The organism is Thermodesulfobacteriota bacterium (genome assembly GCA_040756475.1).
Classification (GTDB): Bacteria; Desulfobacterota; Deferrisomatia; order Deferrisomatales; family JACRMM01; genus JBFLZB01.
Genome location: JBFLZB010000013.1, coordinates 1 through 26,327 on the forward strand (window position 1 = coordinate 1; position 26,327 = coordinate 26,327).

Consider the following 26,327-nt stretch of genomic DNA (forward strand, 5'->3'; position numbering starts at 1 on the left):
TTGTTCTCATCATAGGTGTATTGGTAGGTGCGGCCGCCGGGGGCCGTGTACGTCTTTCGGAGGCCGTTTCGATAGTAGGTGTACTCGCTTCGTGCCTCGAAGGCCCCGTGGTGAATAACCTCCGAGATCTTCCGGTAGGAGTCGTCGTAGGTGTACTCCCCTGAGGTCGTGCCATCGCTGTAGGTGGTCAAGTTGCCAGCCCGGTCGTATGTGAACGAGGCTTCTTGCACGGGTACGACATCCTCTCCCAAGGCATAGTGCCGGATCGCTGCCAACCGGCCTGCCAAGTCGTACTCCGCCACCATCCGCTGTCCCCTGGCGTCGGTCCGCTCGATGAGTTGGCCCTCCGCATCGTACGCGTACCGGGTCTCCTGCCCCAGGGGCTGCTCCCTTCTGACGAGCCGGTCGTTGCGGTCGTACTCGAACCACGTGGTGTGTCCGTTGGCGTCGGTCAGGGCGATGCAGTTGTCCCGGGCGTCGTAGGCAAAGGAGACCTCGTGGCCGGCGGCGTCGACGAATCGCACGAGCCGGTTGAGCTCGTCATAGTGGTAGCGGGTTGTTCGACCCTCCTCGTCCGTTTGGGAAATGAGACTACCTGCCCTGTCGTACTCGCGGCGGACCATCTGCTCTTCCAGCCCTGTCCCGATCGCCCGCTCCGCTACGGTGCGCCCCATCTTGTCGTACTCGTACTCCACGACGTACGTCGGAAAGACGGTGGACGTGGGTCGGGTGCTGGCAGGATCCGCATACTCGACCGCGACTGCGGTCCCGTCTCCATGGACGGTGCGAATCAGGCGTCCTGCGGTATCGTACTCGCTCCAAAGCGCTCTTCCCTCCGGGTCGGTGACCCGGATGACGTTTCCAGAAGGGTCGTAGGCCCTGCTAGTCTTCCCACCCGAAGGATCGGTGACTGCCACAAGTCGGCCGTCCGTGTCATACTCGTACGTCGTGATCTTCCCCTCGGAGTCCACGTCTCCGACCTTCTTCCCCCGCTCGTCGTATTCGCTGGAGACTGCATTGCCTAGTGGATCGGTCATGCGGAGGGGGCGCCGGTTGCCGTCGTACTCATAGGTCCAGACGGCGCCCCGGGCGTCTTCGCGGCGGATCAGGTTCCCCGCCTCGTCCTTGTTCAGCGTCGTGACGTAGCCTTCGGGATCCGTCACGATCTCCAGCCCGTTTGCGTCGTCATACTCCCACGTGGTCAGAGCCTCCTCGGTGACGGCGTCTCCGAGGCGCCGCTCGGTGTGCCGGCGGCCGTCGGGGTGGTAGGTGTACTCGGTGGTGCGCTCCACGGGGGTTCCCACCGCCTCGACGAGGCGGGTCACGTTGCCCTTGGCGTCGTACAGGTACTCGGTGACGACGCCGAGCTCGTTGGTCGTCCGGGTCATGTTGGCGGTGCCCGGCTGGTACTCGTAGGTCACCGTGGCGCCGTCGGGGTAGACGACCTTGGTGACGTTTCCCCACTCGTCTCTCTCTTCGTAGGTGGCGTTTCCGGCGGCGTCGTAGGTGATGCGGTTTCTCCCGTCGGTCACCACGCGCTCGATGGTGCGGCCGTTCAAGTCGAAGCGGATCTTCTGGCCGAAGCGGTTGAACCAGGTTTCTTCCACCCGGCCGCTCGGGAGGGTGACCTTGGTGTAGGTCTCGCCCTTGGCCCGGTCGCTCGCCCACTCGAAGTAGGTAGCGGCTCCGGTCTCGGTGGTGATGCGGGTGACATAGCCCAGGGCGTCGTAGGCGATGGCCGTGGTCTTGCCCCCGCCTTCGTCCTTGAAAGCCAGGCGGCCTTCGGCGTCGTAGGCGTAGGTGGCCTCGCGGCCTTCGAGGCCCAGGACCCGGGTGAGCCTGCCGCCCGCGTACCGGTACTCCACCTGCCGCCCGGCGGCGCCGCTCACCCGCCACAGCTTCCCGTCGGCGTCGTACTCGTAGGTGAGGACCTCCCTGCCGTCCCTGTCCGCGGCGGCGAGGATGCGGCCGGTCTCTTCGTCGCGGGCCAGGGTGACCAGGACGCCGTTTCGGTTTCCGTAGGAGTGCAGCCGGCCCGCGGCGTCGTACTCGCTCCAGCTCCCGCCCGCGTCCTCCCAGCGGTAGCCCTGCGCGGTGGCGCGCAGGGTGCGGCCGTCCTGGTAGGTGTAGACGCCGGCCCCCACTTGCCGATAGGGCACGCCCCCCCGGGTGATGGTGTCGCCCGCGGAGAGCGGAAGGATCAGGTCTTGGCCCTCGTGGTCGAAGTGCCAGGCGTTGTCGTAGTAGCTCCGGGAGACCCTGAGCTGGGTGCCCGGCGCCTGGACGGCGAGGTCCGTGACCTCGTCGGTGTACTCGCCCGTGCGAAGATCCACGGCGCTGCGGACCCGGCGGCGGCCCTCGGCGATGCAGCACTGGTCCCACACCTCGCACCACCACTGCTTGACGATCTGGCAGGTGACCGGTTGGGCCGAGGCGCAGTGGGGCCCACTGCAGCCTCCCGCCCCGCCGCAAAGCCTGCGAACTCCTTCCCGCACCGTGCCGTTGGCGCACATGTACCGGTACCAGTACTCGGGGCAGCGGCTGTACTGGGGGCACGTCGACGAAGTGCACGCCCCGGCGCCGCCGGCGTTGGGGGGATCTCGCAGGCAGGTGATCTTGTAGGGGACGGTGTAGGACTGCTGGGCCTCGAGGGCCGAAGGAACGGGCGCCAGGAGCTCGTAGCGGTAGAAGTCGTCCTCGCCCGCGAAGTCGAACCGCACGGTCTCGGCACGGATCAAGCCGCCGTTGGTGAAGACGAGCTCCCCGGTGCGCACTTCCCCGGCCCGCTGGGGAAGGAGCAGCACGGCGGGCTCGATTACGACCACCGGCGCCGGCACCTCGGTCTCGTAGGTGGCCCGGGTGACGATCTCGTAGCGGTCCTGGAAGGTCGTGGAGACGACCTCCCACTCGACGGTCACGGCCTTGTACTCGAGGAAGACGAGCTCGGCGCCGGTGACCCCCGGCCGGATGCGCAGGGTCCCCACGGCGTCTTCGTGCTTGTCGGCGCTCACCCGGTACCGGTAGGTGCCGGCGCGCAGCCCGGTGAAGAACACCTCGCCGCGGCCATCCGTGACGAGGGTGCCCCCCAGCGCCGGGTCCACTTCGTGCTCGAGCTTGACCCTCGCACCGGCGACCCCGGGGATGGGGTTGCCGTCGGGGCCCGGGGTGGCGGTGAAGAGGTTTTCGACCTTGAAGACGACCCCGCCGACGCCGTCGGCAACGACGAAGGCGTAGACCTCGGCGGCAACCGCCGGGTGGTTCGACGCCGTGACGGTGAGCCGGTAGGCGTACTGGCCGTCGGCCACGGCGTCGCCGGGACGCAACGTGACGCTGACCGCCCGCGTCTCCCCGGGGACCATGGTCCCCTGTTCGGAAGCGGCATTCAGGAGCACCCAGTCGGCCGCCGAAGGGGGCGTGCCCGGCGCCGGCTGGAGCTCGAGCCGCACGCCTTCGAGGCCGGCGACGCCGTGGTTGGCCAGGGTGAGGGTCTCGGTGGCGACGCCGCCGCGCACGACTCCTGCCTGGAGCACCGGGGGGCTCACGGCCAGCAGGGGCGTGGCCGCGACGAACCGGTAGTGGACCGTTACCGTGCCCCAGGCGCCTTCGTCGCTCACAAGCCGCAAGACCACGGCACCCGAGGCGGGGGCCGTGTTGTCGCCCGAGAGCGCGAAGGGAAGCGCCGCGACCTGCCCGGGGCCGATGACGGCCACCGCCTCTCCGAGCTCGACGGAGACGCCGGGAGGGAAGGCTCCGCCGGGCTGGGCCTGATCTGCGGCTTCGTAGGCCAGGCGCACGTTGCGGGCCGTGGTGGCCTTGCCCGCGGTGGCCGTGAGCAGGTCGACGGCTTGCGGGTAGTTGCGCGGAATGCTCAACGTGAGCTCCGGGCGGTTCAGGGCGACCCGGTGGATGGTGAAGCGGCCCTGCACCGGCCGGCCCGTGAGCTCGGGGTGCAGGGCACACACGGTGTAGGCGCCGGACTCGCCCGCCGAAGGCCGAAAGAGGTGGGTGAAGCCCCCCTCGGGGCCGGTGAGGACCTGGGCGCTTCGCTCGAACCCGTCGACGGAGACGACGACGCTGAGGAGGGCGTTAGGCAAGGGGAGGCCCGTAGCTCGGGCCAGGGCGCGCCCCCGGATGGTGACGCCGTCTTCGCCGGTGGAGCTCTCGGGGGTCACCTCGGTCACCTCGCCGTAGTAGGAAGTGTCTACGAGGGTGCCCTCCCGGTCGAAACTTGGCCCCGGAATGCTCAGGGCGCCGGGCTCGCCGTACCTGTGGTAAAGGGTCTGCAGGGAGAGCCGGATGGTCACCCGGCTGGGCGCGGCTTCCGGGATGGGGAGCGAGGCCGCGGCGGAGGTCAAGGTCGCGCCGGCGGGCAGCCGGGCGATCGCGGTGCCCCCGGGAAGCGTCGTGACGCCTTCGCCCGCGGCCTGCCGGAACGGCGCCTCCGAGAGGACGTTGCCGTCGAGGTCCAAGAGCGCAAGGCGCACCTCTCCCCCCGCGGCGCCCCGGGCGAGGACGAGGTCGAGCGCTTCGCTGCCGGTGTTGGTCAGGACGAAGCCGACGGCGGCGCTGCCTCCGCGGACGAGCTCGTCGCTGCGGAGCTCGAGAGCCAGCATCCCGCTCCCCACCTCGATGGTGCCGGTCTTCGCGATGGAGACCGTTTCGCCAGGGTTGGGTGCGATCTCCACGATGGTGCGCAGGCTCGCCGCGGCGGGGAGGGCGGGATCGCCGCCCACGGCGACCGGCACCGCAAGCGCCGCTCCGGGCTCCAGGGCGAACTCGGCCGAGGCGTGCGGCCGGCCCTCGACCTCGACCCGCAGGCGGGCGCGCTCGACCCGCGAGGAAGAGCGGTTTTCCACCTGGTACTCCAGGCGGTTCATGACCCCCCGGAGCAGGCGGGCCGAGGGGGAGACGTCGGCCTGCACGAACGGCAGGACGACGCTGCGCGCCAGGCTCTCCGCGACGCCGTCGAGGGCCGTTACGGCGTAGCGCCGCTCGGGCTCTTCGGGCCCCGGCGCGTACCCGTTGTCGGCATAGGAAGCGGCGGTGAGGGGGGCCTCGTTGACGCGCTGCTCGTGCCCTTCGGGGCCCACGTAGAGGTTGTAGCCGATGACGTCGGCGGCGGGGTGGGTCCAGCTCACCACCGGCACCCCGGTGTCTTCCTGGCGCACCTCGAGGGACGCCACGGGCAGGAGCTGGAAGTTCAGGTACTCGGAAGGAGAGGGGGCGGATTCGTTCCCCGCGGCGTCCACGGAGGTAACGGCGTAGTAGTGGGAAGTGGGGGAAGGCGCCGGGTCGGTGGCGGCCAGGCCGGAGACCCGGGCCACTACCGGGGTGAGTCCCTCGGTCGAGGCGAGCTCCGCCTCGGCGCGGTACAGGGCGTAGGTGACGGGTTCTTCCGATCCGGAGGGGAGCCACTCCGCCCTGACCCCCGACCCCAGGAGGACCAGGGAAAGGGCCTCGGGGGCCTCGGGGGCCACCCGGTCGGCCGTGACTTCAACAGCCGGGCCGGGCGCTCCGGTGGTTTCCTGGCCGTTGGCGATCCGCACCGCGGCGACAGCATAGGCGTAGGTGCCGTCTTCTGCAGGCTCGTCCTGGTGCTCCGTGCCTCCCGCGCTTCGGACCAGGGGGGCGAGCTCGCTCTCGGCGGGTCCGCGCCGGTAAAGCTGGTAGTCTGCGGCCCCTGCCACCGCCTCCCAGGCGAGCCTCACCCGGCCCCCGGGAAGGGCGGTTCCCACCAGGCCCAAGGGGGCGTCAAGCGGCGGCAGCTCCCCGGCGTATACCTGGAACCGGTTGGGCGCTTGAATCTCGCGGCCTTCGTTGCCCAGGTCGTCTTCGGCCCGGAAATGGAGCTTGAGGCTCTCCGGGTGGGGGAGGCCCGCGTCGGCGGGAAGGGTGAAGCTCGCCTGCCACACGCGGCCGGGACCGAGCGGTCCCGGGACTTGGGTGACCCCCGAGAGCGCCACGGGCTCCCGTTCCGAGAGGCGGTACGAGAGCTCCGGGGAAGCCGCCGGGGCTTCGTCCAGGGTGAAGGTCGCGGTCACCGCCGGCGGGGCCCCGTCGTTGCGAAGGGGCGGCACCGGCAGGAGCTCGAGCCCCGTGACCGAGGGCCCCTGGGTGTCGATGGCGAGGGAGCCCCCGGCGTCGACCTCGGTGCCCTGGTTGCCCGCCAGGTCGCGGGCCGAGAAGACGGCCAAGGCGGTGCCGGAGGGGGTGCCCGCAGAGATGGCGAAGGCACCGGAGTAGAGGAGAGACGCTTCCTTCTGCAGGGTGACGGCGATGGGGCCGCCCCCCGCCGGGGCGATGCTGAGGAAGGGGGTGGTGAGCAGGGGCTCGCTCACGGCGACCCGCACGTTGACGAGCCCCGCGGCGACCCGCCCCGTGGCCGGGTCGCTCCGGCCGGCGGGGGTGTACTCGATGGAAAGGGCCCGGGGGGCCGTGGCGTCGGTCACGGCCGAGGCCTCGTTGGAGAGGTCGCTCTCGGTGCCGGCCCCGCTGACCGTGGCGATGCGGTAGTAGTACCGGACCCCCTCGGCAGGCGGCAGGTTCTGCCAGGAGGTGGCGCCCGCGCCGGCCGTTCCCACCCGCAGAACCGGGTCGGGGGCGGCGATGGGGGCGGTGCTCCGGTAGACGGCGTACCCGGCCAGCTCGGGCTCGCCGGGGGCCATCCACGAGAGCCCTACGGTTCCCGAGGCAGCGGCCTGGGCCGCCAGGTGGACTGGCGCCCGGGGGATGCTCCGGTCCACGACGACGCGGACCTGCTGGCTCAGGGCGCTCGTGCCACCCCGGTTGCGGGCGGCGGCCTGGAGGCGGTTTTCGCCGTCCACCAGACCGACGAGGGCGCTGAACGAGCCCCGGTGATCCGCCGTGGTGGCGACCCCCAGGGGCACGCCGTCCCGGTGGAGGAGGACCTCGGCGTGCCGCGCGGCGGTGCCGGCAACGGTGGCGGTGAGCTTGTTGGTGCGGCTGCCGTCTGCCGGGGAGGTGATGACCGGGGCGGGGGGAGGACCCAGGGCGACCTCGACGGAGTAGTCGAGCCGCGTCACGTTTCCGAACGTGTCGTGGGCCAGAATCGAGAGGGCGTGGATGCCGTCGGTCTCGGCCGCAATGTCCCAGTTGAGGGTGTAGGCGGCCGAGGAGCTCGTGGCGGTGCCCCGGAGAACCCCGGCGACGTGGAGCTCCACCCGGCTCACGCCTGCGGGGTCGGTGGCGGTGAGGGCAATGGTGGCGGTTTGGCGGAACACGCGGCCGTCGGCCAGGGGCGTGCCGTCGGCCCGAAGGTCTGTTACCGCGGGGCCCGTGGTGTCGGTCACGCGGATGTACCGGTTCCTCGCCTCCCGAACGGTGCCCCCCGCCCACGCCGCGGTGAGACTGACGCTGTACTCGCCGCCCCGCGCGTAGGTGTGGACCGGGTTATCCTCGGTGGAGGTCTGGCCATCCCCGAAGGCCCAGGTGTAGCCCGTGGCCGGCCCGCTGGTCTGGTTCTCGAAAGCGACCGTGAGGGGGGCCTCGCCGGTCAAGGGAGAAGCCGCAAAGCTCACCTCGGGCGTGAGGTCCAGGACCACCGCGACGGTATTGGAGTAGCCGGAGGAGTTGCCGGCCTCATCGACCGCCGCCATCCTCGCGTAGTAGAGGGTATCGGGGAGGGGTTCGGCGAACTCGTACACCCCCAGCGGCCCCGCCCAGGCCTCGACGACGAGACCACCAAAAAAACCGGGATCGGTGCCGATCTGGACGACGGTGTCGGCCACACCCGAGCCCACGTCCGACGGCTGCGCCCGGAACCGAAGGGCGCTCGTCCCCACTTGCTCGGCGGTGAGCACGCCGATCTGGGGCGGCACGAAGTCGGTGCGGATGCCGGAGCTCAGTCCGGACCAGCCGCCCCAGGTGGTGCCGCCGTCCACGCTCCCGCGCACGCGGGCGAAGTACTGCGTGGCGTCCGCTACCTCGGCGAGGGCAAAGGTCGGCTCGCTCCCCACGGGCCCGCCGAAGACCACCCCGGCCAGGGTGAGGATCTCGATGAAGTACGCGTCGGCGCCCTCGATGGGGTCCCAGGTCCAGACGAGCGGCGGGGAGGTGGCCCACGGTCCCTGGTCGCGGGGGGTCGAGGGGGTCTTCCACGAGACGTAGACGGTGGACATGCCCGTCGTGCCGTCCCCGAGCTGGCCATACAGGTTCCGGCCCCAGGCGAGGAGGGCTCCGTCGGAGCGGATCGCCAGGGTGTGGGAGTCCCCCGCCGCGCCTCCCCGCCACGTGCCCGGCCCGGCGACGCGGGTGGGAAGGCTGCGGTTGGTGGTCGTGCCGTCGCCGAGTTGGCCGTAGGTGTTGCTGCCCCAGGCCCACAGGCTCCCGTCGGCCTTGAGGGCCAGGACGTGGCCGGTGCCGGTGCCGGCCCACACCCCTTCCCAGTCGAGATCCCAGCCGACCCGGCCCGGGGGACTGCCGTAGCCCCACCACCAGAGGCTCCCGTCAGCCTTCAGGGCCACTCCCTGGGAGCCGGCGGCCACGGCCTTCCAGTCCGAGTCCGCCCCGAGCTGCGCCGGGGAGCTGCTGTAACCAAGACCCCAGGCCCAGAGGGTGCCGTCCGTCTTCATTGCCAGGGTCGTGCCGGAGCCCGCCGCAGCAAAGGCCCAGTCGAGATCCGTACCGACCCGAAGGGGGACGTTGGAGCTCACCGTGGTCCCGTTGCCAAGCCGCCCGTTGCCGTTGCTTCCCCACGCCCACAGGCTCCCGTCAGCTTTCAGGGCGACGGTGTGGGCGGAACCGGCAGACACGGCCTGCCAGTCGCTGCTCGTGCCGATCCGGACCGGCTGAAGCCTTTGAACGGTGGTTCCGTCACCGATCTGACCGTACGAATTGCTCCCCCAGGCCCACAAGCTGCCGTCCTGCTTGCGCGCGACAGCGTGGGTCGTGCCGGCCGAGACCTCCTGCCAGTCGGTGTCCGCGCCTACGGCGACGGGCGCAGCCCGGTTCTGCGTGGTTCCGTCCCCGAGCTGTCCGTAGTTGTTGATCCCCCAGGCCCACAGGCTTCCGTCCTCCCGCACGCCCAGGGACACGTGCGAGCCCGCCGAGACGGACCTCCACTCCCCGGGCAGCGGCGCCCCGGCCGCCAGCCGCATGCCCGAGACGCCGTTGCCGAGCTGGCCGTAGAGGTTGTCGCCGCAGGCCCACACGCTTCCGTCAGCGCGCATCGCCACGGAGAAGGCGACTCCCGCAGCCACGGCCGTCCAGGCCGTCTCGCTACCGATGCGGATGGGCAGACTTCGGGTCGCGGTCGTGCCGTCCCCGAGCTGGCCGTTCCCGTTGGTCCCCCAGGCCCAGAGGCTTCCGTCCGCCTTGAGGGCCACCTGGTGGTTCTGGCCCACGGCCGCCCCTGCCCAGTCGGTCTCCGAGCCGACCCGGGCCGGAAGGGTCGTGTAGTTGCCCCACAACCACAGGCTTCCATCGGCCTTGAAGGCAATGGTGCGATACCCGCCTCCCCTGACCGCCGCCCAATCGGTGTCGGTGCCGATCCGCGTGGGGACGCTGCGGTTCTGGGTCGTGCCGTCGCCGAGCTCCCCCGCCGTGTTCCGGCCCCACGCCCAAAGGCTCCCGTCGGCCTGGAGGCCAAGCGAGTGGGAATCACCGGCGGCAATGGCCGTCCACTGGTTCTCTTCGCCGATCCGGGTGGGGAGGTAGCGGGTCGTCGTCGTGCCATCCCCGAGCTGGCCATTGGAGTTTCGCCCCCACGCCCAGAGGCTCCCGTCCGCCTTCAAGGCAAGGGTGTGCGCCGAGCCGGCGGCAACCTGCTGCCAGTCTGAGGAGGTGCCGATCTTGGCGGGGATGCTCTTGGAGACCGAGGTTCCGTCTCCCAGTTGCCCATAGACGTTGTACCCCCAGGCCCACAGAGTGCCGTCGGCCTTGAGGGCAACCGTGTGGCTCGTGCCGGCGGCCACGGCGCTCCAGTCCCCGTCGTCGTTGACCTGGGCGGCCATGTTGCGGTGGAGCGTCGTTCCATCCCCAAGCTGGCCGTAGGCGTTGTTCCCCCAGGTCCACAGGCTCCCGTCGGACCGCAGCGCCGCGGCGTGGCTGGCCCCGGCGGCCACCGCCGGCACGGCCGCAGGCCCCGACCAGTCGGGCTTCACCCAGGTGCTGCTGGGCGGCGATTCGTTTCCCGCCGCGTCGAAGGCGGTCACCCGGTACTCACAGACCAGGTCGGCGGTTGGTAGCACGTCGACGAAGCTCGCCACTGCGGACGTCGCTACCTCCTGGCCGTCCCGGTAGATGCGATAGCCGGTGACCCCGATGTTGTCGGTGGACGCCGTCCAGCTCAGCGCCACCTGGCGGCTGTCCGCCCGGCGCCGCCCCGCCAGGTTGGAGGGAGCCGTGGGGGCGATCCACTCGAGCTTCGTCCAGGGCAAGCTCAGGGGCGACTCGTTCTCCTGCGCGTCGTAGGCACTTACCCGATACTCCGACACCGCCTCGGAATCCGGCACCGTATCCACAAACGAGGTCTCGTTGCTGGTGCCGACCTCGAATCCGTTCCGATAGATGCGGTAGCCCGCCACCGCCACGTTGCCCGTGGCCGCAATCCACGCCAGGACCACCTCCTGCGGCACCGAGCCCTGGTGCCCCGCGAGGCCCGTGGGGGCGGTCACGTAGGGCCACGACGCCGGTTTCGCCCACGCGCCGCTGAAGGCCGATTCGTTACCCGCGCTGTCGTACGCGACGACCTGGTAAGAGTAGGTGCCTTCGGAGTCCGGTACGGTATCGGTGAAGGTGGGCACGGCAGAGGTGCCCACGAGCTCTCCGTCCCGGTAGATGCGATAGCCCGCCACGCCCCCGCCGCCGACGGAAGCCGTCCAATCCAGGATCACCTGGTACGGGTCACTGCTCCTTCGCCCCTCGACGCGCACCGGCGCGAGGAGCTCCCCGCCGCTCGGTGCGACGTTGAGGTCCACCACCTGCGCCAGTACTGGCACCGGGAGCTGGCCCTCCCCGGTGTAGCCCCAGACCCACAGCGACCCGTCCTCCCGGACGGCGGCCGACTGCTCCTCGCCCGCCGCCGCGGAAACCCAATCCGAATCCGAACCGATGCGGGTAGGGAGGGATGTGTCCTGCGTGCTGCCATCGCCGAGCTGACCGTACCAGTTGCCTCCCCACGCCCAGAGGCTGGCGTCCGCCTTGAACCCGACGGCGTGGTAGTAGCCGGCCGCGGCGGAGATCCACTCCGTGTCGCCGCCGATGCGCACGGGAACGAGGCGATCGTCGTTGGTGCCGTCGCCCAGTTGGCCCCACTGGTTGAACCCCCAAGCCCACAGGCTTCCATCGGTCTTCACCGCAACGCTGTGGTACTCGCCCGTGCTCACGGAAGCCCAATCGGTATCCGCACCGATGCGGGTGGGCACGTTCTTGGCCTGGGTCGTCCCGTCCCCCAGTTGACCTCGATAGTTGTCGCCCCACCCCCAGAGGCTCCCGTCCGCCTTCAACGCCAGGGTGTGGGAGTCACCCGCGGCGACCGCCGCCCAGTCGCTCGCCGTGCCGATGCGGGTGGGAGCGTGCCTGTCTTGCGTGGTGCCGTCCCCCAGCCCCCCGTAGCCATTGTAACCCCAGGCCCAAAGGCTTCCGTCCGCCTTCACGGCAACGGTGTGGAAACGCCCCGCCGCCGCCGCGACCCAGTTGGTCTCGGAGCCCACGCGGGCCGGTACCCGGCGGTCCGTGGTGGTGCCGTCGCCCAGCTGCCCGTACCAGTTGGCTCCCCAGGCCCAGAGGCTCCCGTCGGCCTTCAAACCCACCGCGTGGGAGTATCCAGCCGAGGCGGATGCCCAGTCTGCGTCGGCGCCCACCCGGCCGGGAACGGCCCATCCCACCGTGCTCCCGTTGCCGAGTTGGCCGCTGCCGTTCTCGCCCCAGGCCCAGAGACTTCCGTCGCTGGCTACCGCCAGCGTGAAGCGGCTCTTCCCAACTGCGACCTGGGACCAGTCGTCGCGCATGGAACCCGGAACGTCCCTGTAAATGGGCAAACCATTGCCCAGTTGTCCATACCAGTTGTCGCCGCACACCCATACGGTGCCGTCATTCTTGAGCGCCACGGTGAAGGTGCCGCCTGCTGCGGCCGCCACCCACCCGTTTTCGTCGCTCAGGCGCACGGGGGCAACCCTCTCGCCGAGGAGGTCGCTCCCCAGTTGGCCCGTGCTGTTTTCCCCCCAGCCCCAGAGGCTTCCGTCGGCCTTCAACGCGATGACGTGACGGCCGCCGACCGTCACCGCCTTCCAATCCGCGTCGGCCCCCACCGGGGTCGGAACGCCGCGCTGGGCGGTGGTGCCGTCCCCCAGTTGCCCGTACCAGTTGGACCCCCAGGCCCACAGGCTTCCGTCCTTGCGGAGCGCGAGGGTGTCGCCACCATTGCCTGCGATAGCCTTCCAGTCGGTGCGGGACCCGACGCGGGTGGGAACAACCCGATTCTGCGTGGTGCCGTCCCCGAGTTGACCGTAGTAGTTGTAACCCCACGCCCAGAGGCTCCCATCGGCTTTCAAGGCCAGGCTGTAATTGCCCCCCGCCGCAATCGCCTGCCAGTCTCCATCGTCCCCGATCCGCGTCGGCACACTCCTGTCTTGCGTAGTTCCGTCCCCGAGTTGTCCCGACCAGTTATATCCCCAGGCCCAGAGGGTGCCGTCCGATTTCAGGGCCAGAGTGTGGCTTGAACCAGCTGCAATCGCCTGCCAGTCGCTTTCCGCACCAATTTGGGTAGGCACGTACCTCGACTGGAACGTCCCGTCTCCCAGTTGGGCGTAGTTGTTTTGCCCCCATGCCCACAGGGTACCGTCCGCCTTCAGGGCGACAGTGTGGCTTGCGCCTGCCGCCACCGCGCGCCAGTCGCCGAGTTCCCCGACCTGATGTGGGTAGTTCCTAGATGTTCCGGTCCCGTCTCCCAGTTGGCCAGATCCGTTGTTCCCCCAAGTCCACAGCACCCCGTCGGCAGTCAGCGCCGCGGCATGGGTGCTCCCCGCTGAGACTTGAGGAAGCACGGAAGCCGGGGCTTCGAGGGGCGCAACCGACCCCAGGCATGCGCAGAGGACCAGGGCCAGGCCAGCTCGCAGCACGCGTTCCATGACGGCACTCCTCCTCATATATGGTTCCTCCAGGCCCTAGCCCAGTCGGTGAACAGATTCGGAGAACCCGGGGAATCCGCTTGCAGCGCCTGCAACCCGCGCCTGCTGCCCAGACCACACGTCGGGGCCGTCTCAGCCCCTCGCAACAAGGGAGTGACCAGCGCCCCAACAGCTCGGGCGGGCCCGGGTGCTGGAAGGGGTGACGTCCCACACGGTACGGATCAGGAGCCATGGCAACCCTCGGTTGGCGTGCAGGAAATGCGTTTGCTCAGGCAAGATCCGCGCCCCCGGTCGCGAGGTTCGCCGATGCAGGCCGGGCGAAGGACTTCGTCTTTCGGCGAGTCTGCAGAAGCTCCGGGGTGGCACGTTTCGTGGGACAAAGTGGAAATCCTCTTTCCACCGGGCGGATCCCTCGTGCCCCATCCCCCCTCACGCCCGCGCCTCTCAGCCGCAGGTTGCCCCTATATCACGGGGCACTTGCCGTCCGCTTCACCCAAAGGAGTGAATTTTGCGGGAAACTGAAAAATCCCCCAGGTCCTCCTTGGGCGGGGCGAGCGGAACCTGGCGGCCGAGACCATCGCGCAGGTCTTCGAGGACTGACGCGTCTTCACGTGCGCGACAGGAAGTCGTCGCGTCGGGCCAGGAGGGCACGGTTGTCGGACCGGGGGGTAGGAGGCGAGGCGCTTCTGGTACTCGGGGAGGCCGGCGCGATGAACCCTGCAAATCGCGGAGTCACACTCCATGATTGCGGGCATGATCGGACGCCGCATCTTTCCCGCCCTGGAGCAGCGCGTCGCGGAGGTACCTGCCGTCGTGGTCCTCGGCCCGCGCCAGTCAGTCGGGCAAGACCACCCTCGCCCCCGCCCTGGGAGAAGCGCGGGGGGCACTCTATCTGGACCCGGAGCCCGAACAGGACCGCGCCAAGCTCGCCGAACCGGAGCTCTGCCTGGCCGACCAACTGGACCGGTTCGTGATACTGGACGAGATCCACCGGGCCCCGGGGTTCTTTCCCGTGCGGCCCCTTCTTGCCTCGGTACGGCAGGCAACTCGCGGGAATCCATCGAAGGGGCCTTGCGGTGCTTGCCGCCCCGGCCTGAGGCGGTCGAGCTCCCCATGCCTCCCCCACCGGCGGAAGAGCCCGGAAACACGAGGATGCCCCGGCCGGCCGGCGAAGGCGCGGCGGGCCGCTCTTTCGATGCGTACTCGGAAATGCGGATCGATGCGGGGACAGATACCGGAACGGCCGCGCACCTTCAAGCGGTCGCCGGCGCCGGACTCAAGGCCGCAGAACGTCCGGGGCGAAGCAAAGCGTCGCGAAGTGGTCTTCCACGGTCTCGGCGCGGCGGATGAGCTCCACCGAGCCGTCGGCGCGCAGGAGGAGCTCCTTGGGGCGCAGGCGGCCGTTGTAGTTGAAGCCCATGGCGTGGCCGTGGGCGCCGGTGTCGTGGATGAGCACCAGGTCCCCCTCGTCGATGCGGGGGAGCGGCCGCTGCACCGCGAACTTGTCGTTGTTCTCGCACAGGCTCCCCACCACGTCCACCACCGTGTCCGCCGGGGCAGCCTCCTTCCCGAGCACGGTCACGTGGTGATAGGCCCCGTACATCCCGGGGCGCATCAGGGACGACATGCACGCGTCCACCCCCACGTACTCCCGGTAGATGTGCTTGTGGTTGATGGCCCGGGTCACGAGCACCCCGTGGGGGCCGGTCATGTAGCGGCCGCTCTCCATGAAGAGCCGGGGCACGGTGCCCTGCCCGCCCTCGAACTCCGCCAGGAGGCGCGCGATCTCCCGGCCGAGCCACCCCACGTCCAGGGGCTGCTGCTCCGGCCGGTAGGGGATGCCCAGCCCCCCGCCCATGTTCAGGAACTCGAACCGGATGCCCAGGGCTTCGGTGACGAGCTGCGCCACCGAGAGCAGCATGCGCACCGTGTCCACCATGTACTCGCCGTGGAGCTCGTTGGAGCACACCATGGTGTGGAGGCCGAAGCGCGAGGCGCCGCGCTCCCTGGCCTGCCGGTAGGCGTCGACGATCTGCTCGTGGGAGACCCCGTACTTGGACTCCTCCGGGTGCCCGATGATGCTGTTGCCCGTTCGCCGCGGGCCCGGGTTGTACCGGAAGCACACGAGCTCCGGCATCCGGGGCACCTTGGGGACGAAGGTGAGGTCGTCGAGGTTCAAGATCGAGCCCCCGTCGCCCAGCGCCGCCTCGAACTCCTCCCGGGTGGTGTCGTTCGAGGTGAACATGAGCTCCTCCCCCCGGGCCCCCACCCGGCGGCTCAGGAGGAGCTCGGGAATCGAGCTGCAATCGAAGCCGAAGCCCATGTCCCGCATCAGGGCGAGTATCGCGGGGTTGGGCAGCGCCTTGACCGCGTAGTACTCCTGGAAGCCCTTCACCCCGGCAAACGCCCGCCGCAGCTCGGCCCCCGTGCGGCGGATGCCCATCTCGTCGTACAGGTGAAACGGCGTGCCGAAGTGCTCGGCGGCGGCGCGCAGCACGGGCGCCGCACGCTCCTGGAAATCCGGGGACATGGGCATGGCAGCTTCGACCTCATGGGGAAGAGGAAGGGGGAGCGGAGGCGCCGAAGCATAAGACAGCCCGGCAAGCGATGCAAAGGGAACCGGTTGGCCCCTTCGGGGTGTTCCCGGTTCTGCCCCTTCGGGGCGTGCCCGGTGCCCGGTTCCCAGTTCCCGGTTCCCGGTTAAAATCTCAACCCGGAACCCGGAACAGCGGCCTCCGGCCGCCGACACCGGGAACTCCCGCCGCAGGCGGCACCCCTTCGGGGTGTTCCCTGTTCCCGGTTCCCGGTTAGAATCTCAACCCGGAACCCGGAACAGCCGCCGCCAGGCGGCCGACACCGGGAACAGCGGCCATCGGCCGCCGACACCCGGAACAGCGGCCAACGGCCCCCGACCCGGGTAACTGCGGCCTCCGGCCCCCGACACCGGTACCAGGGGCCTCCGGCCGCCGACACCGGGAACACCGCCGCAGGCGGATGGGAACACCGCCGCAGGCGGAGGAGGAGCAGATGCCAAATCGGGCGACGGACTGGTTGCGGCAGGCGGAGCGCGACCTCGAGCAGGCGCAGTCCTCTCGGCGCGACGGCCGGGACGAGTGGGCCTGCTTCGCCGGGCACCAGGCCGGGGAGAAGGCGGTCAAGGCGCTCCACCTCTTCCTGGGGCAAGAGGGCTGGGGGCACGTGGTGGCCCGACTCCTCAAGGAACTACCCTGCCACGTCCCGGAAGACCTGGTTCACAAGGCCAAGGTACTGGACAACTTCTACATTCCCACCCGGTACGCCAACGGGCACTCCGCCGGGGCACCGTTCGAGCACTACGGGCCGCTCCAGAGCGAGGAGGCGATCCGCTATGCCGGTGAGATCATTGCGTTCGTCCGTTCTCAAGTGGCCTGAGCCGGCGGCAGTCGTCGCCGCCCTCGAGGCCTGGCTCCCCTCCGAGGTGGAACGCCACCCGGCCCTGCAGCGCTTCGGGTACTTCGGCTCCTACGCCCGGGGAGATTGGGGGGTGGGCAGCGACCTCGACCTGGTGGCCATCGTGGATGCACAGACCGCGCCCTTCGAGCGCCGTGCCTTGAGCTGGCGAACCGAAGAGCTTCCGGTCCCCGCAGACCTTCTCGTCTACACCCGCTCCGAGTGGGAGGCGATGGAGCAAGAAGCAGGGCGCTTCGTCCGAACCCTGGAAGACGAAGTGGTCTGGGTGTGGACTCGGGAGGGGGCGTGCCCAGCCCCTTCGGGGCGTTCCTAGTTCCCGGTTCCCTGTTAGAATCTCAACCGGGAACCCGGAACAGCCGCCGCCCCTGAGCCTGGCCAGGAAAAGTACGTCTCGGTGCGGCTGGGCCTTTGTTGCGGGTGGTGCCGGCGGCGCCGGCTACCGCCGTCGGTGCTCTTCCGGGACCGAAAGGTGTACTGGAGCGTGGCGCTGCTGGTGTTGACCGCCCTTGGCCAGCAGCGCACGGAGGGGTACTCGGCTCGGCGGCTCCAGAAGCTCTTCGGGGTCTCTCGTGCGACGCTGGCCCGCTGGATCGGCTATTTCCGGGAGAGCTTTCCCCACAGCCCCACGTGGCAGCGGCTGCGCGGCAGGCTCCTGCCCCTTGTGGCGCCCGAGGCGTTGCCGGGGGAGGTGCTCGGGCGCTTTGTCCAGGCCCGCGATGATCCCGATGAGGCCCTGGTGACCTGCCTGCGCTCGCTTCGCCTGGCCCCGTTCTGACCGGGATATCGGAGGGTTGCGGCGATCCGGGCCGACTCACGCAGAAGACGGTCATCTGCCGGCAGGGCTCGGGGGGCGTAAAACCGGCTCCCATGAGGCCGACGCCTGCTTCTGGCACTCCCGCAGTAGATGGAGGCGTGACCACCACAACGTCGGGCCGAAGGATCGAGGCGTAGGCCTCCATCAGTCCGGGGCGGGAAATGCCGACCTCAAGGACCGCCCGCCGCTGGCGGGGTGAGATCTGCAGGACGGATCGGGCGACGAAGCTGCGGGAGTTCCGGCTCGCGAGACGGGCAGGGCCGGAGCCGATCGCAGCCTGCACGGCGCAGGCCGTGGTCGACTTCCCGACGGAGCCGATCACGGCGACGATGGCCGTGTCGCCGAGGAAGAGGCGGCGGTACGCTCTTGCCGCGTGCCGCAGGACCGGCCACGTCCAGTGAAAGGCTCCGTGGAGGGCCTCCATCCGCCGCAGCGAGGTTCCGTAGAGCCTTCCCATGGTCACCCCGGGGCGCCTGCCCGAAAGGGCACGAAGACCTGGTACTGGCTCTCCGGCGGCACGGCGATCTCTGGCGCAACACGCACGCGGAAGCGGCAGCCGGCGATCTGGCGCGTCAGGGAAGCGGACAATTCCTCGCACAGGGTGGGTGCGGTTGCGGTGTGCGTAGCGGTACAACCCGCCCAGGTAGCTGCCCAGCGCGGAAACGACCCCGGGGCGGACGCGGTTCAGGAGCTCGATGCTCTCCTCCGGGGGCCGGTCCGTGGAGGCCAACTGCCGGTTCCGGCCCGGAGGCTGACTGAGCTCGCGTCCGTAGTAATCCTGAACCTTCAAGTAGGCGGATTTCGGCTGGCGGAACACCACCTCTCGGCGACACCCGTCGGCTCCGAGAATCTCCCGGATCACCGCCTGTTCCCGGGGTCCGAGCGATGCGCTCAGCAGAAGAGCCCGGCGATCGTGCCACACCCCGGCCGGCTGGCCCGTGGTCCCGCTCGTGCGCAGCTCGAGGCCCCGATGTCCCTGTCGCCCCGTCGCGGCAAACTGACCCGGGCTCCTGCGGTAGACGCTCTTGTCGATGAGGGGCAGTCGAGCCAGGTCGGAAGCGGAGCGGAAGTCCCCGGGAACCAGCCCATTGCGATCCATCCAGGAGCGGTAGAAGGGGACCGCGCGGTAGGCATGGGCGACCATCGCGTGAACCCGCCGGGTACGTACCCTTGCGGACGTACCCTTGCGGAAAGGTTCTTCGGAGCTCAGGGTTCGTGAAGGCGCTAATGGGAGAGGCCCAGTGGGAACGGCGAGACGTGCTGCGCCGGGCGCCCCAGGTCACGGGGCTTTCCACCCTTGGAGAGATGCTGGCGCACCTGGCGGGTATGGGTGTGGAGACGCAAGGCGGAAGTTGCCCTCGCGTTGGTTCTCTCCCCCCTGTGCAGAGGGCGCTCCACAGGGCCGACAACGATCGGCTCAGGCTCCGAGCAAATCCCGGTGCCCCTGCACCTGGGCGGCCAGAAGGCCGATGGGCCGCTGGCTCGGTCTTTGGGGACATCGGTGCAGGACGTGCCTGGCGTCACTTTCAGGCTTCCCTTGGCACTCCCCGCACCGACCCCCAGACCAGACACACGCAGACCTTGACCAGAGACCGGATTTGGCCCCTCATCATCCCTTGGCCTCCCACGGATTGATGACGGCAAGGCCCGCCGCCTGAAACGGGGCAACATCGCGCGTGGCAACGGTGAAACCGCGGGCGGCGGCAATGGCGGCGATGTACCCGTCTGGAGTGGGCAGTCCCTTGCCGGCCGCTCGCGCGCTTACGGCCAGTCCGGCATAGTGCCGGGCTGCATCCGCGTCAAAGGCAAGAACGCGATCCTCGAACAACTCCAATAAGCCTTCCAGGACCTGTGCCAGGGCGTCTCTTCGCCGGCCGGCCGGCAGGGTGCCGATGCCGAACAGCAGTTCGGCAAGCGTGACGCTCGACAGGTAGAGGGTTTCGGCTGCTTGTGCGTCCAGCCAGGTCTGCACGGCCGGATGCGGTTGTGGCTTCATCGCCTCGGAGACGACGTTGGTATCCAGGACGATCATTCCAACCTCGACGGTTCCGCCGGGGTCTTGTCGCGCGCCCGCTCGATGGCGGCGAAATCCTCATCGGTCAGGCCGGCACGCCGGCCCAACTGTGCCAAGGCCGTACCCAAGCGAAGACGCTCCGGCGGGCGGACGGTGGCTTCGAGGATGTCGCGGATCTCGGCCTCGGTGCTGCGGCTGTGCATTGCTGCCCGAACGCGGAGGGCCCGATGCACCTCGTCGGGCAGGTTTCGAACGGTAACCGTCGCCATGTCGGCTTCCTCCGCGTTGTGCTGTCAATGCCTGCACTGTAACCTAAATGCTATCTAGCGGCAAGAACGCTCTTCTGCCCGAGCCTTTTGCGTTTCCGAGCGTCCCCTCTTGCGTTTCCCGAGCGTTTCCTCTTGCGTTTCAGATCCGGTGTGCCGGGCGTCACCGGCTTGGTGAGCATGGGCCGCTTGCGGCGACGCGGCGCACGCCCCTTTCCATTGGCAGGGGCTCCGGAACCCGCCCCGAGAACAGGTGGCAGTTCATGGTCGCCCCCCGGCCCGTTGCTCTCACGGATTGGCGGGAGGGGAAGGGTCCGGGGCGGCTTCTGCCGGGGTGCCGGGCTCGGGCCGCCGAAGCAGGGGAGATTCCAGGGGCACGAGCTTGATCTCGATGCGCCGGTTGCGCGCACGCCCCTCGGCGGTGTCGTTGGGCGCCACCGGGCGATAGGGGCCGAAGCCCGCGGCCGAGAGCCGGTCCGGAGGGATGCCGGCCGACTCTTGCAGGTAGCGCACCACGCTGGTGGCCCGGGCGGTGGAGAGCTCCCAGTTGGTGGGGAAGCGCCGCGCCAGCTCCCCGCTGATCCCGACGTCGTCCGTATGGCCCTCGATGACGATGCCCTTGTCGGCCAGCCCGGCGAGCACCTCGCCGACCCGGGCGAGAACCTCTCGGCCCTCCGCCTTCACCGTCGCGCTTCCCGAGTCGAAGAGGATCTCGTCGAGCAGGTTCACGCTGAGCTGCCCCCGGAGCTGGGAGATGGTGACCCGTCCCCGCTGCACCTCCTCCTTCATCCCCTCCACGAGGCCCTCGTAGGTTCGGGAGATCTCGTCGAGCTTTTCGCGCTTTTCCCGCTCCAGGCGCTCCTTCTCCTGGGAAAGGGCGGCGATCTCGGCGTCCCCCTGCTCTACCCGCGCACCCAGGGCCGCGACCTGGCCCATCAGCCGATCCCGCTCGTCGTTCCACGCGCGGAGCTGGGCCTCCCGCTCCGCTTCCCCGGCGGTCCGGGATCTGCGGGTCAGGTCCAGGTCGGCCCGCAGTCCTGCCTCCCGTTCGAGACACCCGCCGAGCTGGCCCTGGGCGTCGGCCTCCCGGGCCCGCACCCGGGACAGCTCGTCGGCGAGCCGCGCGGCTTCCGCCGTGCGGGCCGCGAGCTCCCCTTCCAGCGCCTCCCGCCGGGCCGTCTCCCCGTGCAGCCGGGCTCCCAGGTCGGCCGCCCGGGCCTCGAGCTCCTGGGACTGGACCACCTGGGACTGGTAGATCTCCTTGGAAACGCCGCACCCGGCCAGGGCGATTGCCACCGCCACGGGCATAACCGCTCGCTTCATGTCGCGCTCCTCTCCCGGGGAAGCCAGACGTAGAACGACGCGCCCTCGCCCACCCGGCTCTCCACGTGCAGGCGCCCCCCGTGGGCCTCCACGATCTTGCGGCTGATGGGCAGGCCGAGCCCCGTGCCTTGATTCTTGGTCGTGTAGAACGGCTTGAAGATCTCGCCGTGCTTTTCCGGAGGGATTCCCGGCCCGTCGTCGCGCACGCACACCTCCACGCACCCGGGGCACGGCGTCGCCCCCGCCGACGCAGCCACCGGGTCGGCCGACGTGCGCACCGACACCCTCCCCCCCACGCCCGTCGCCTGCCGCGCGTTGATGACCAGGTTGAAGAGCACCTGCTGCATCTGCTGCGGATCCATGGGGATCTCGGGCATGGCCGGATCCAGGGCCACCGTCACCCCATCGCTGCCGTTTCCCTCCTCCCGAGCCACGAAGAAGAGGGTCTCCTCCACCACGTCGTTGAGGTTCGCCGAGCGCCAGACGGGCTCCGACTCCCGCGCGAAGCTCAGGAGGTCGCGAATGGTCTTGTCCAGCCGGTCCGTGAGCTTGAGCATTTCCTGGACTACCGGATAGCGGGAGTCTCCGGCGCCGAAGCTCCCCGCCAGGATCTGGGTCGCTCCCGCCAGCCCCGCCAGGGGATTCTTGATCTCGTGGGCCACGCTGGCGGCCATCTCGCCGATGGACGCCAGCCTCTCGGCGCGCATCATCTGCTCCCGGTGGAGGCGCTCCACCTCCCGGCTCGTCTCCTCGAGGCGGGAGATCATCGAGTTGAAGGACCGCCCCAGACGCCCGAGCTCGTCGTCCCGGTGCACCGGGGTGCGCACCTCCAGGTTCCCCCCTTCGGCGATCCCCATGGTCTTCACCAGAGACCTCACCGGCCGGCTCACCATGAAGGTCACGAGCAGGCTGATGGCCCCCGTGATCAGCAGCACCATGATCACGGTGGAGGCCATGAACAGGCGGGTGTTCTCGCGGATCTGGCGCTCGGTCTTGGCCATGGAGAGGCACACCTCCAGCACTCCCACGATCTCCTTCTGGGGATCGTGACAGGTGTGGCAGGAGGGCTCGTTGTACATGACCTCGACCATGCAGAAGCTGCGGTGGCCCCCCTCCTCGCTGCGAAACGGCTTGGACCGGTCGGGGCTCTGGAACACGTTGTAGACGAGCTCCTCCACCTCGCGCCCGATCTCTCCGGGCTCGCCGGAGTGCATGATCACCCCGTCGGAGTTGAAGATCCGGATCGTCTCGATGTCCTGGAACTGACCCATCATCCGGATCACCTTCATCACGTCCTTCTGGCAGCGCCCCTCCATGTCGATGCGGATGATGTTGGTGAGGGTCTTGGAGAGAATGCGGGCCTGGTTCTTGGTGTTCTCGATGGCCTGGCGATTCTGGAGCCCGTTGGTGAACAGGGCCACCCCCCCGAGCACCAGGGCGAGCACGGCCACGATGGCCACGTTGATTCGCAGGCTCAGGGATCGCCAGAACACTGGGGTCAGGGTCAGGGGCAGGAAGGGAAGGAGAGGGAAATCACGGGGCCACGCCCTCGGGGACAGCCGCCGAAGGTGAGCGTTCCCGGGAGAGCACGGTGGTGACGCGGATGGCCTCGCAGGCCGTGCAGTCGAGGCAGCGGATGCAGTGCCCGGTGTTCTCCCCCTCGTAGACCTTGATCTCCATGGGGCAGACCTCGAAGCATTTGTCGCAGTGGGTGCAGGTGGCGGCATCCCACTGGAGCCGGACCAGGCTCAGCCGGTTGAAGAGGCTGTAGATGGCCCCCAGGGGACAGGCCGTCTGGCAAAAGGGCCTCTTGGCCACCACCGACGAAGCGGCGAAGAAGATCAACATGGCGATCTTGATCCAGAAGAGATCCCGGATCATCGAGCGCACCTCGGGGCTGATCGTCACCCAGGGCAGTCCGCCGATGAGCGTCCCCATGGGGCAGAGCTTGGAGAACCAGTTCTCCGCCGTGAACCAGGGGATCAGGAACACCAGCCCGACGAGCACCACGAACCGGAACGACCGCAGGTACCGGGGAATGGCGATCTTGACGGAGCGGGCCTTGTAGAGGAGTTCCTGGAAGAACCCGAAGGGACACAGGGTGCCGCAGGGCATGCGGCCCAGGAAGGCCCCGATGAGGCCCAGGTAGCCCATGGCGTAGTAGGGCACCGCGTGCACGACCATGAAGTGCTGGATCGAGCCGATCGGGCAGGAGAAGAACGCCGAGGGACAAGCGTAGCAGTTGAGGATCGGAACGCAGAACCCCTTGCCGCTTCCCTGGTACACGGCCTTGGCCAGGAAGCCATTCACGTACCCGTTGGCACCCAGCGTCATCCCCAGCTGGAAGTAGCGCCTGACCCTCATCGCCTCTCCGCCCGATGCCCGCGCGTCCGATTCCGATACGGTCTGCCTGGGGTCACCCGACCCCGATGCAGCTCAGTCAGAGGAGTTGGCCGTTGAAGAGCACTTCACCCCATTCGTGGCGCCCGACCCCGAAGTAGACGCAGAAACCGAACAGCGCCAGTCCCAGCACCCATGCGCTGCGCTTCCAGCGGGTGGTCCAATGGCCGGCCCCCACCGTGGCCAGGAGCAGCACCGCGATTGCCAGGGGCGCAAACGACCACTCGAGGACGACCTCGAGGAGCTCCTCCCAGTGCAGCGGGAACTCGTCCATTCCCTATCCTCCCTCCAGGAGTCTCTCCAGGGCCTTGCGGTACGCGCCCACTGCCTTCTCGAACTGGCCGGCCCGCTCGTAGACGCGCCCCAGCTCGTAGTAGAGCTTCTCGGGTTTGGGGTTGAGCAGGGCGGCCCCTTCCAGGATCCGCGCGGCCTCCTCGTGGTCACCCTGGATGCTCTTGACCCGAGCGGTCCCGGCCCGGGCATCCACGTCCTTGGGGGAGAGCTCCAGGGCCTTCTCGAAGTGACCGAGAGCCTCGCCCGCGCCCTCCTCGGAGGTCTCCAGGAGGAGATTGCCGAGCACCACGTGCGCCTCGACGTAGGACGGGTCGGACTGCACGGCCTGGCGCGCGGCGGCCAGGGCCTTGTCGGTCATCTTGCGCTGGAGGAGGAGCCGGGCCTTCTCGAGCTCCCGTTCGGCCGCCTTGCGCTCCTCGGGCTTGGCCGGGCCGGACGCGGCTTCCTCGAGGGGCTCGCCTTGCTCCGCCAGACCCAACGCCACCTTGATCAGATGCTCCACTTGACGCCGATAGGAGGCAGTGTGGCTTCCCACCTCTCCTCGAAAGGTGCCGTCGGGGGCGAGCACCCCGGTGCTGGGCGTCACCACGACTCCATAGAGGCCGTAGACCTCGGCGGACGTGTCGAGCAGGACCGGAAACTTCGCCCCCCCCTGGGAGGCCCACGCCGCCGCGTCCCCGTCGGCGGGGTTCACCACCACCGCCACCACCGCCGTCTCCCCCCCCAGCGACGGATCGAGCCGGGAGAGGTCGGCCAGTACGTCGGCGCTTCGGTCCTGGCCCTGCCGGACCAGGGCCAGGACGACGGCCTTGCCCTGGAGGCTGCTGAGCGCCAGAGTCTTTCCTTCCGTGGACGAGAGCGTGAAGTCCGGAGCCTTGGCCCCCTCCTTGACGTTGCGGAAGGCCAGGGCCTCACCGGGCCCCGTCCCCGCCAGTGCCAACACGCCCGCTACCGCGGTCCACGCCGCCCAGCGGCGGGCCCCGATCCTCCGACGGCTTCCCGGCATCGTGGCCATGACCTTCCTCCCAGGGCAAAGCAAGAAAGAAAACGAAACCCCCCCTTGGCCCAGGGGCCGGCCCCTCGGGGCCGGCCCCTGGGAGCCTTGCGCGATCAGTACACCACGGGGTTGACCCGATCGTAGTCCTTGGGCTTGTGGCATCCCACCACGCACCGGCCTCCGGTGGGGGTCTTCGTAAAGTTTACGGGCAGCTTCCAGCTCTTGCCGAAGGGCACCTCCTTGCGGACGTGCTTTTCCTGGTCCCCGGCATGCACCTCGTGGCAGGCCTTGCAGCTGCGGCCCTTGGGGTCCTTGTTCACGTGGAGGAAGTGCATGTTGTGGTCGCCGTTGCGGAAGTCCGTGAGCTTGGTGGTGAACTCGTTGAGCGCGATGTCCTTGTTGTGGCAGTCGAAACAGATGGCGTAGTGCTCGGTCCGGTAGGGCATGTAGAACTCGGGCGGGAACGCCTTCTTGAGCACCCACGCGTAGTTGGAACCGTGGGGGTCGTGGCAGGCGTAGCAGTCGTTCTGCTTCACCGGACCGTGCTGACGCTTGGAATTCTGTATCTGGGCCCCCAGCGCAGCGTGTGCATGGCAGGTGAAGCAGATCTCGCGAGTGGGGGCCTTGAGCTGCCGGGGAAAGTCTGAGGAGTGGGCCGTATGGCAGCCGACGCACTTCTCCGTCTTGAGCGCGGTGTGCTTGACAACCGACTCCTCGATCAGCTTCTGGGTCTCCTTATGGCAGCGGTAGCACAGGTCCTTGTCGTCCCCGTACAGCATGAACTCCGAGTCCGTGGCGTGGGCGTTGTGGCACGTGCCGCACTCCTCCTCCACCGGCTTGTGCACGTACCGCCGCGTGAACTCCTCCTTGCGGTCGATGTGGCACAGCAGGCACAGCTCCGCTCCCTTCTCCTCGGCCAGATGCGGAAACGGGGAGGAGTGGGGGTTGTGGCAGATGTTGCAGTCGCCGGCGGCAACCGGGCCGTGCACGAACCCCCGGTTTGTCTTGTTGTTCTCGTGGCACGAGAAGCACAGGGCGCTCGTGGTCTCCTTCTTGAGCATCAGCTCGGCGTTGGACTGGTGGGGATCGTGGCAGGCGATGCAGTCACCCGTGACCACCGGCTTGTGGACCACCCGATTGGCGTCCACCCGCTCGTGGCAGGCATAACACAGTTCCTTTCCACCCCCGTGGGCCAGTTGGAAGTCCTTCCCGGAGCGGGTGGGGTGCCTGGCGTTGCCCTCCTGGTGGCACACGACGCACTGGCCCGCGCCGATGGGGCCGTGAACGTAGGCTGCCTGCCCGAAGGTCGGGTGACACTCGCTGGTGACGCACCCTTCCTGGGCAGCGGCGGGACCCGCCCATCCGACCCAACCGGCCCACGCTGCCAGGGCGACCGCAACGAGTCCCATTCGGATCCTGCTCGCGTTCGTCATCGGGGCCATTCCTCCCTGTGGCAGGTGGACGACTTCCAACTTCACCGGTCCCACCCCTCGTCCTTCCGTCATGACGCAACCCTCCTCCCCACACGCAATGAAGACGGCGACCCGCAGCCAGCGCCGCGGCCCGCGCCAAGGTGCGCGAACGCATCGTCTCGGCAAGCACCCTTCCCCCCCTGCGGTCGCCGCCGGGGGCGCACGGCCCCACGCGGCAGCCCCGATTCGACCTCTTTTCCCCCGAAACT

13 protein-coding genes are annotated in these 26,327 nt (G+C 69.2%); 3 read left to right on the forward strand and 10 right to left on the reverse strand.

What is annotated here, in order from left to right; translation table 11 throughout:
- Positions 1-13,106: Ig-like domain-containing protein (locus AB1578_03345; protein MEW6486934.1), on the reverse strand; the 13,106-nt coding region annotated here is incomplete at its 3' end.
- Positions 13,107-14,364: 1,258 nt separating this feature from the next.
- Complete coding sequence (locus AB1578_03350; protein MEW6486935.1) at positions 14,365-15,624, reverse strand: diaminopimelate decarboxylase; 1,260 nt, start codon at positions 15,622-15,624, stop codon at positions 14,365-14,367.
- Positions 15,625-16,115: 491 nt separating this feature from the next.
- Here AB1578_03350 and AB1578_03355 point away from each other — a divergent pair, with 491 nt between their 5' ends.
- From AB1578_03355 to AB1578_03365, 3 genes are all read left to right on the forward strand, one after another.
- Positions 16,116-16,499 (forward strand): HEPN domain-containing protein, encoded by a 384-nt coding sequence (locus AB1578_03355; protein ID MEW6486936.1) that lies wholly within the window; start codon positions 16,116-16,118, stop codon positions 16,497-16,499.
- A complete protein-coding gene (locus tag AB1578_03360; GenBank protein ID MEW6486937.1) occupies positions 16,456-16,851 on the forward strand; it encodes a nucleotidyltransferase domain-containing protein in 396 nt (131 codons plus the stop codon). Before AB1578_03355 ends, AB1578_03360 begins: the two co-directional genes overlap by 44 nt.
- An 81-nt stretch (positions 16,852-16,932) precedes the next feature.
- Positions 16,933-17,313 carry a hypothetical protein gene (locus AB1578_03365; GenBank protein MEW6486938.1) on the forward strand — a complete coding sequence of 127 codons (381 nt, stop codon included), beginning with the start codon at positions 16,933-16,935 and terminating at the stop codon, positions 17,311-17,313.
- 1,648 nt (positions 17,314-18,961) lie between these two features.
- On the opposite strand, the gene AB1578_03370 is transcribed toward AB1578_03365, so the two are convergent.
- The 8 genes from AB1578_03370 to AB1578_03405 form a co-directional block, all read right to left on the reverse strand.
- Positions 18,962-19,384, reverse strand: a complete 423-nt coding sequence (locus tag AB1578_03370) for a type II toxin-antitoxin system VapC family toxin (GenBank protein ID MEW6486939.1) — start codon at positions 19,382-19,384, stop codon at positions 18,962-18,964.
- On the reverse strand, positions 19,381-19,635 hold the full coding sequence (locus tag AB1578_03375) for a plasmid stabilization protein (protein ID MEW6486940.1): 255 nt from the start codon (positions 19,633-19,635) through the stop codon (positions 19,381-19,383). Before AB1578_03375 ends, AB1578_03370 begins: the two co-directional genes overlap by 4 nt.
- Before the next feature lie 285 nt (positions 19,636-19,920).
- On the reverse strand, positions 19,921-20,955 hold the full coding sequence (locus tag AB1578_03380) for an OmpA family protein (protein MEW6486941.1): 1,035 nt from the start codon (positions 20,953-20,955) through the stop codon (positions 19,921-19,923).
- Positions 20,952-22,415 carry an ATP-binding protein gene (locus tag AB1578_03385; GenBank protein MEW6486942.1) on the reverse strand — a complete coding sequence of 488 codons (1,464 nt, stop codon included), beginning with the start codon at positions 22,413-22,415 and terminating at the stop codon, positions 20,952-20,954. The genes AB1578_03380 and AB1578_03385 overlap by 4 nt, the downstream gene beginning before the upstream one ends.
- A gap of 73 nt (positions 22,416-22,488) precedes the next feature.
- Complete coding sequence (locus tag AB1578_03390) at positions 22,489-23,319, reverse strand: 4Fe-4S binding protein (protein MEW6486943.1); 831 nt, start codon at positions 23,317-23,319, stop codon at positions 22,489-22,491.
- Positions 23,320-23,395: 76 nt separating this feature from the next.
- Complete coding sequence (locus AB1578_03395; GenBank protein ID MEW6486944.1) at positions 23,396-23,629, reverse strand: hypothetical protein; 234 nt, start codon at positions 23,627-23,629, stop codon at positions 23,396-23,398.
- A 3-nt stretch (positions 23,630-23,632) separates the two neighbouring features.
- A complete protein-coding gene (locus AB1578_03400) occupies positions 23,633-24,664 on the reverse strand; it encodes a tetratricopeptide repeat protein (protein ID MEW6486945.1) in 1,032 nt (343 codons plus the stop codon).
- Positions 24,665-24,759: 95 nt separating this feature from the next.
- Positions 24,760-26,055, reverse strand: coding sequence for a cytochrome c3 family protein (locus tag AB1578_03405; protein MEW6486946.1), 1,296 nt, complete (start codon positions 26,053-26,055; stop codon positions 24,760-24,762).
- Positions 26,056-26,327: the final 272 nt, after the last annotated feature.

Coding starts and splice junctions, on each gene's coding strand:
- AB1578_03350 (MEW6486935.1), bottom strand. CDS start 15,624: ATGCCCATGTCCCCGGATTTCCAGGAGCGTGCGGCGCCCGTGCTGCGC.
- AB1578_03355 (MEW6486936.1), top strand. CDS start 16,116: ATGCCAAATCGGGCGACGGACTGGTTGCGGCAGGCGGAGCGCGACCTC.
- AB1578_03360 (MEW6486937.1), top strand. CDS start 16,456: ATGCCGGTGAGATCATTGCGTTCGTCCGTTCTCAAGTGGCCTGAGCCG.
- AB1578_03370 (MEW6486939.1), bottom strand. CDS start 19,384: ATGATCGTCCTGGATACCAACGTCGTCTCCGAGGCGATGAAGCCACAA.
- AB1578_03375 (MEW6486940.1), bottom strand. CDS start 19,635: ATGGCGACGGTTACCGTTCGAAACCTGCCCGACGAGGTGCATCGGGCC.
- AB1578_03380 (MEW6486941.1), bottom strand. CDS start 20,955: ATGAAGCGAGCGGTTATGCCCGTGGCGGTGGCAATCGCCCTGGCCGGG.
- AB1578_03390 (MEW6486943.1), bottom strand. CDS start 23,319: ATGAGGGTCAGGCGCTACTTCCAGCTGGGGATGACGCTGGGTGCCAAC.
- AB1578_03395 (MEW6486944.1), bottom strand. CDS start 23,629: ATGGACGAGTTCCCGCTGCACTGGGAGGAGCTCCTCGAGGTCGTCCTC.
- AB1578_03400 (MEW6486945.1), bottom strand. CDS start 24,664: ATGGCCACGATGCCGGGAAGCCGTCGGAGGATCGGGGCCCGCCGCTGG.
- AB1578_03405 (MEW6486946.1), bottom strand. CDS start 26,055: ATGGGACTCGTTGCGGTCGCCCTGGCAGCGTGGGCCGGTTGGGTCGGA.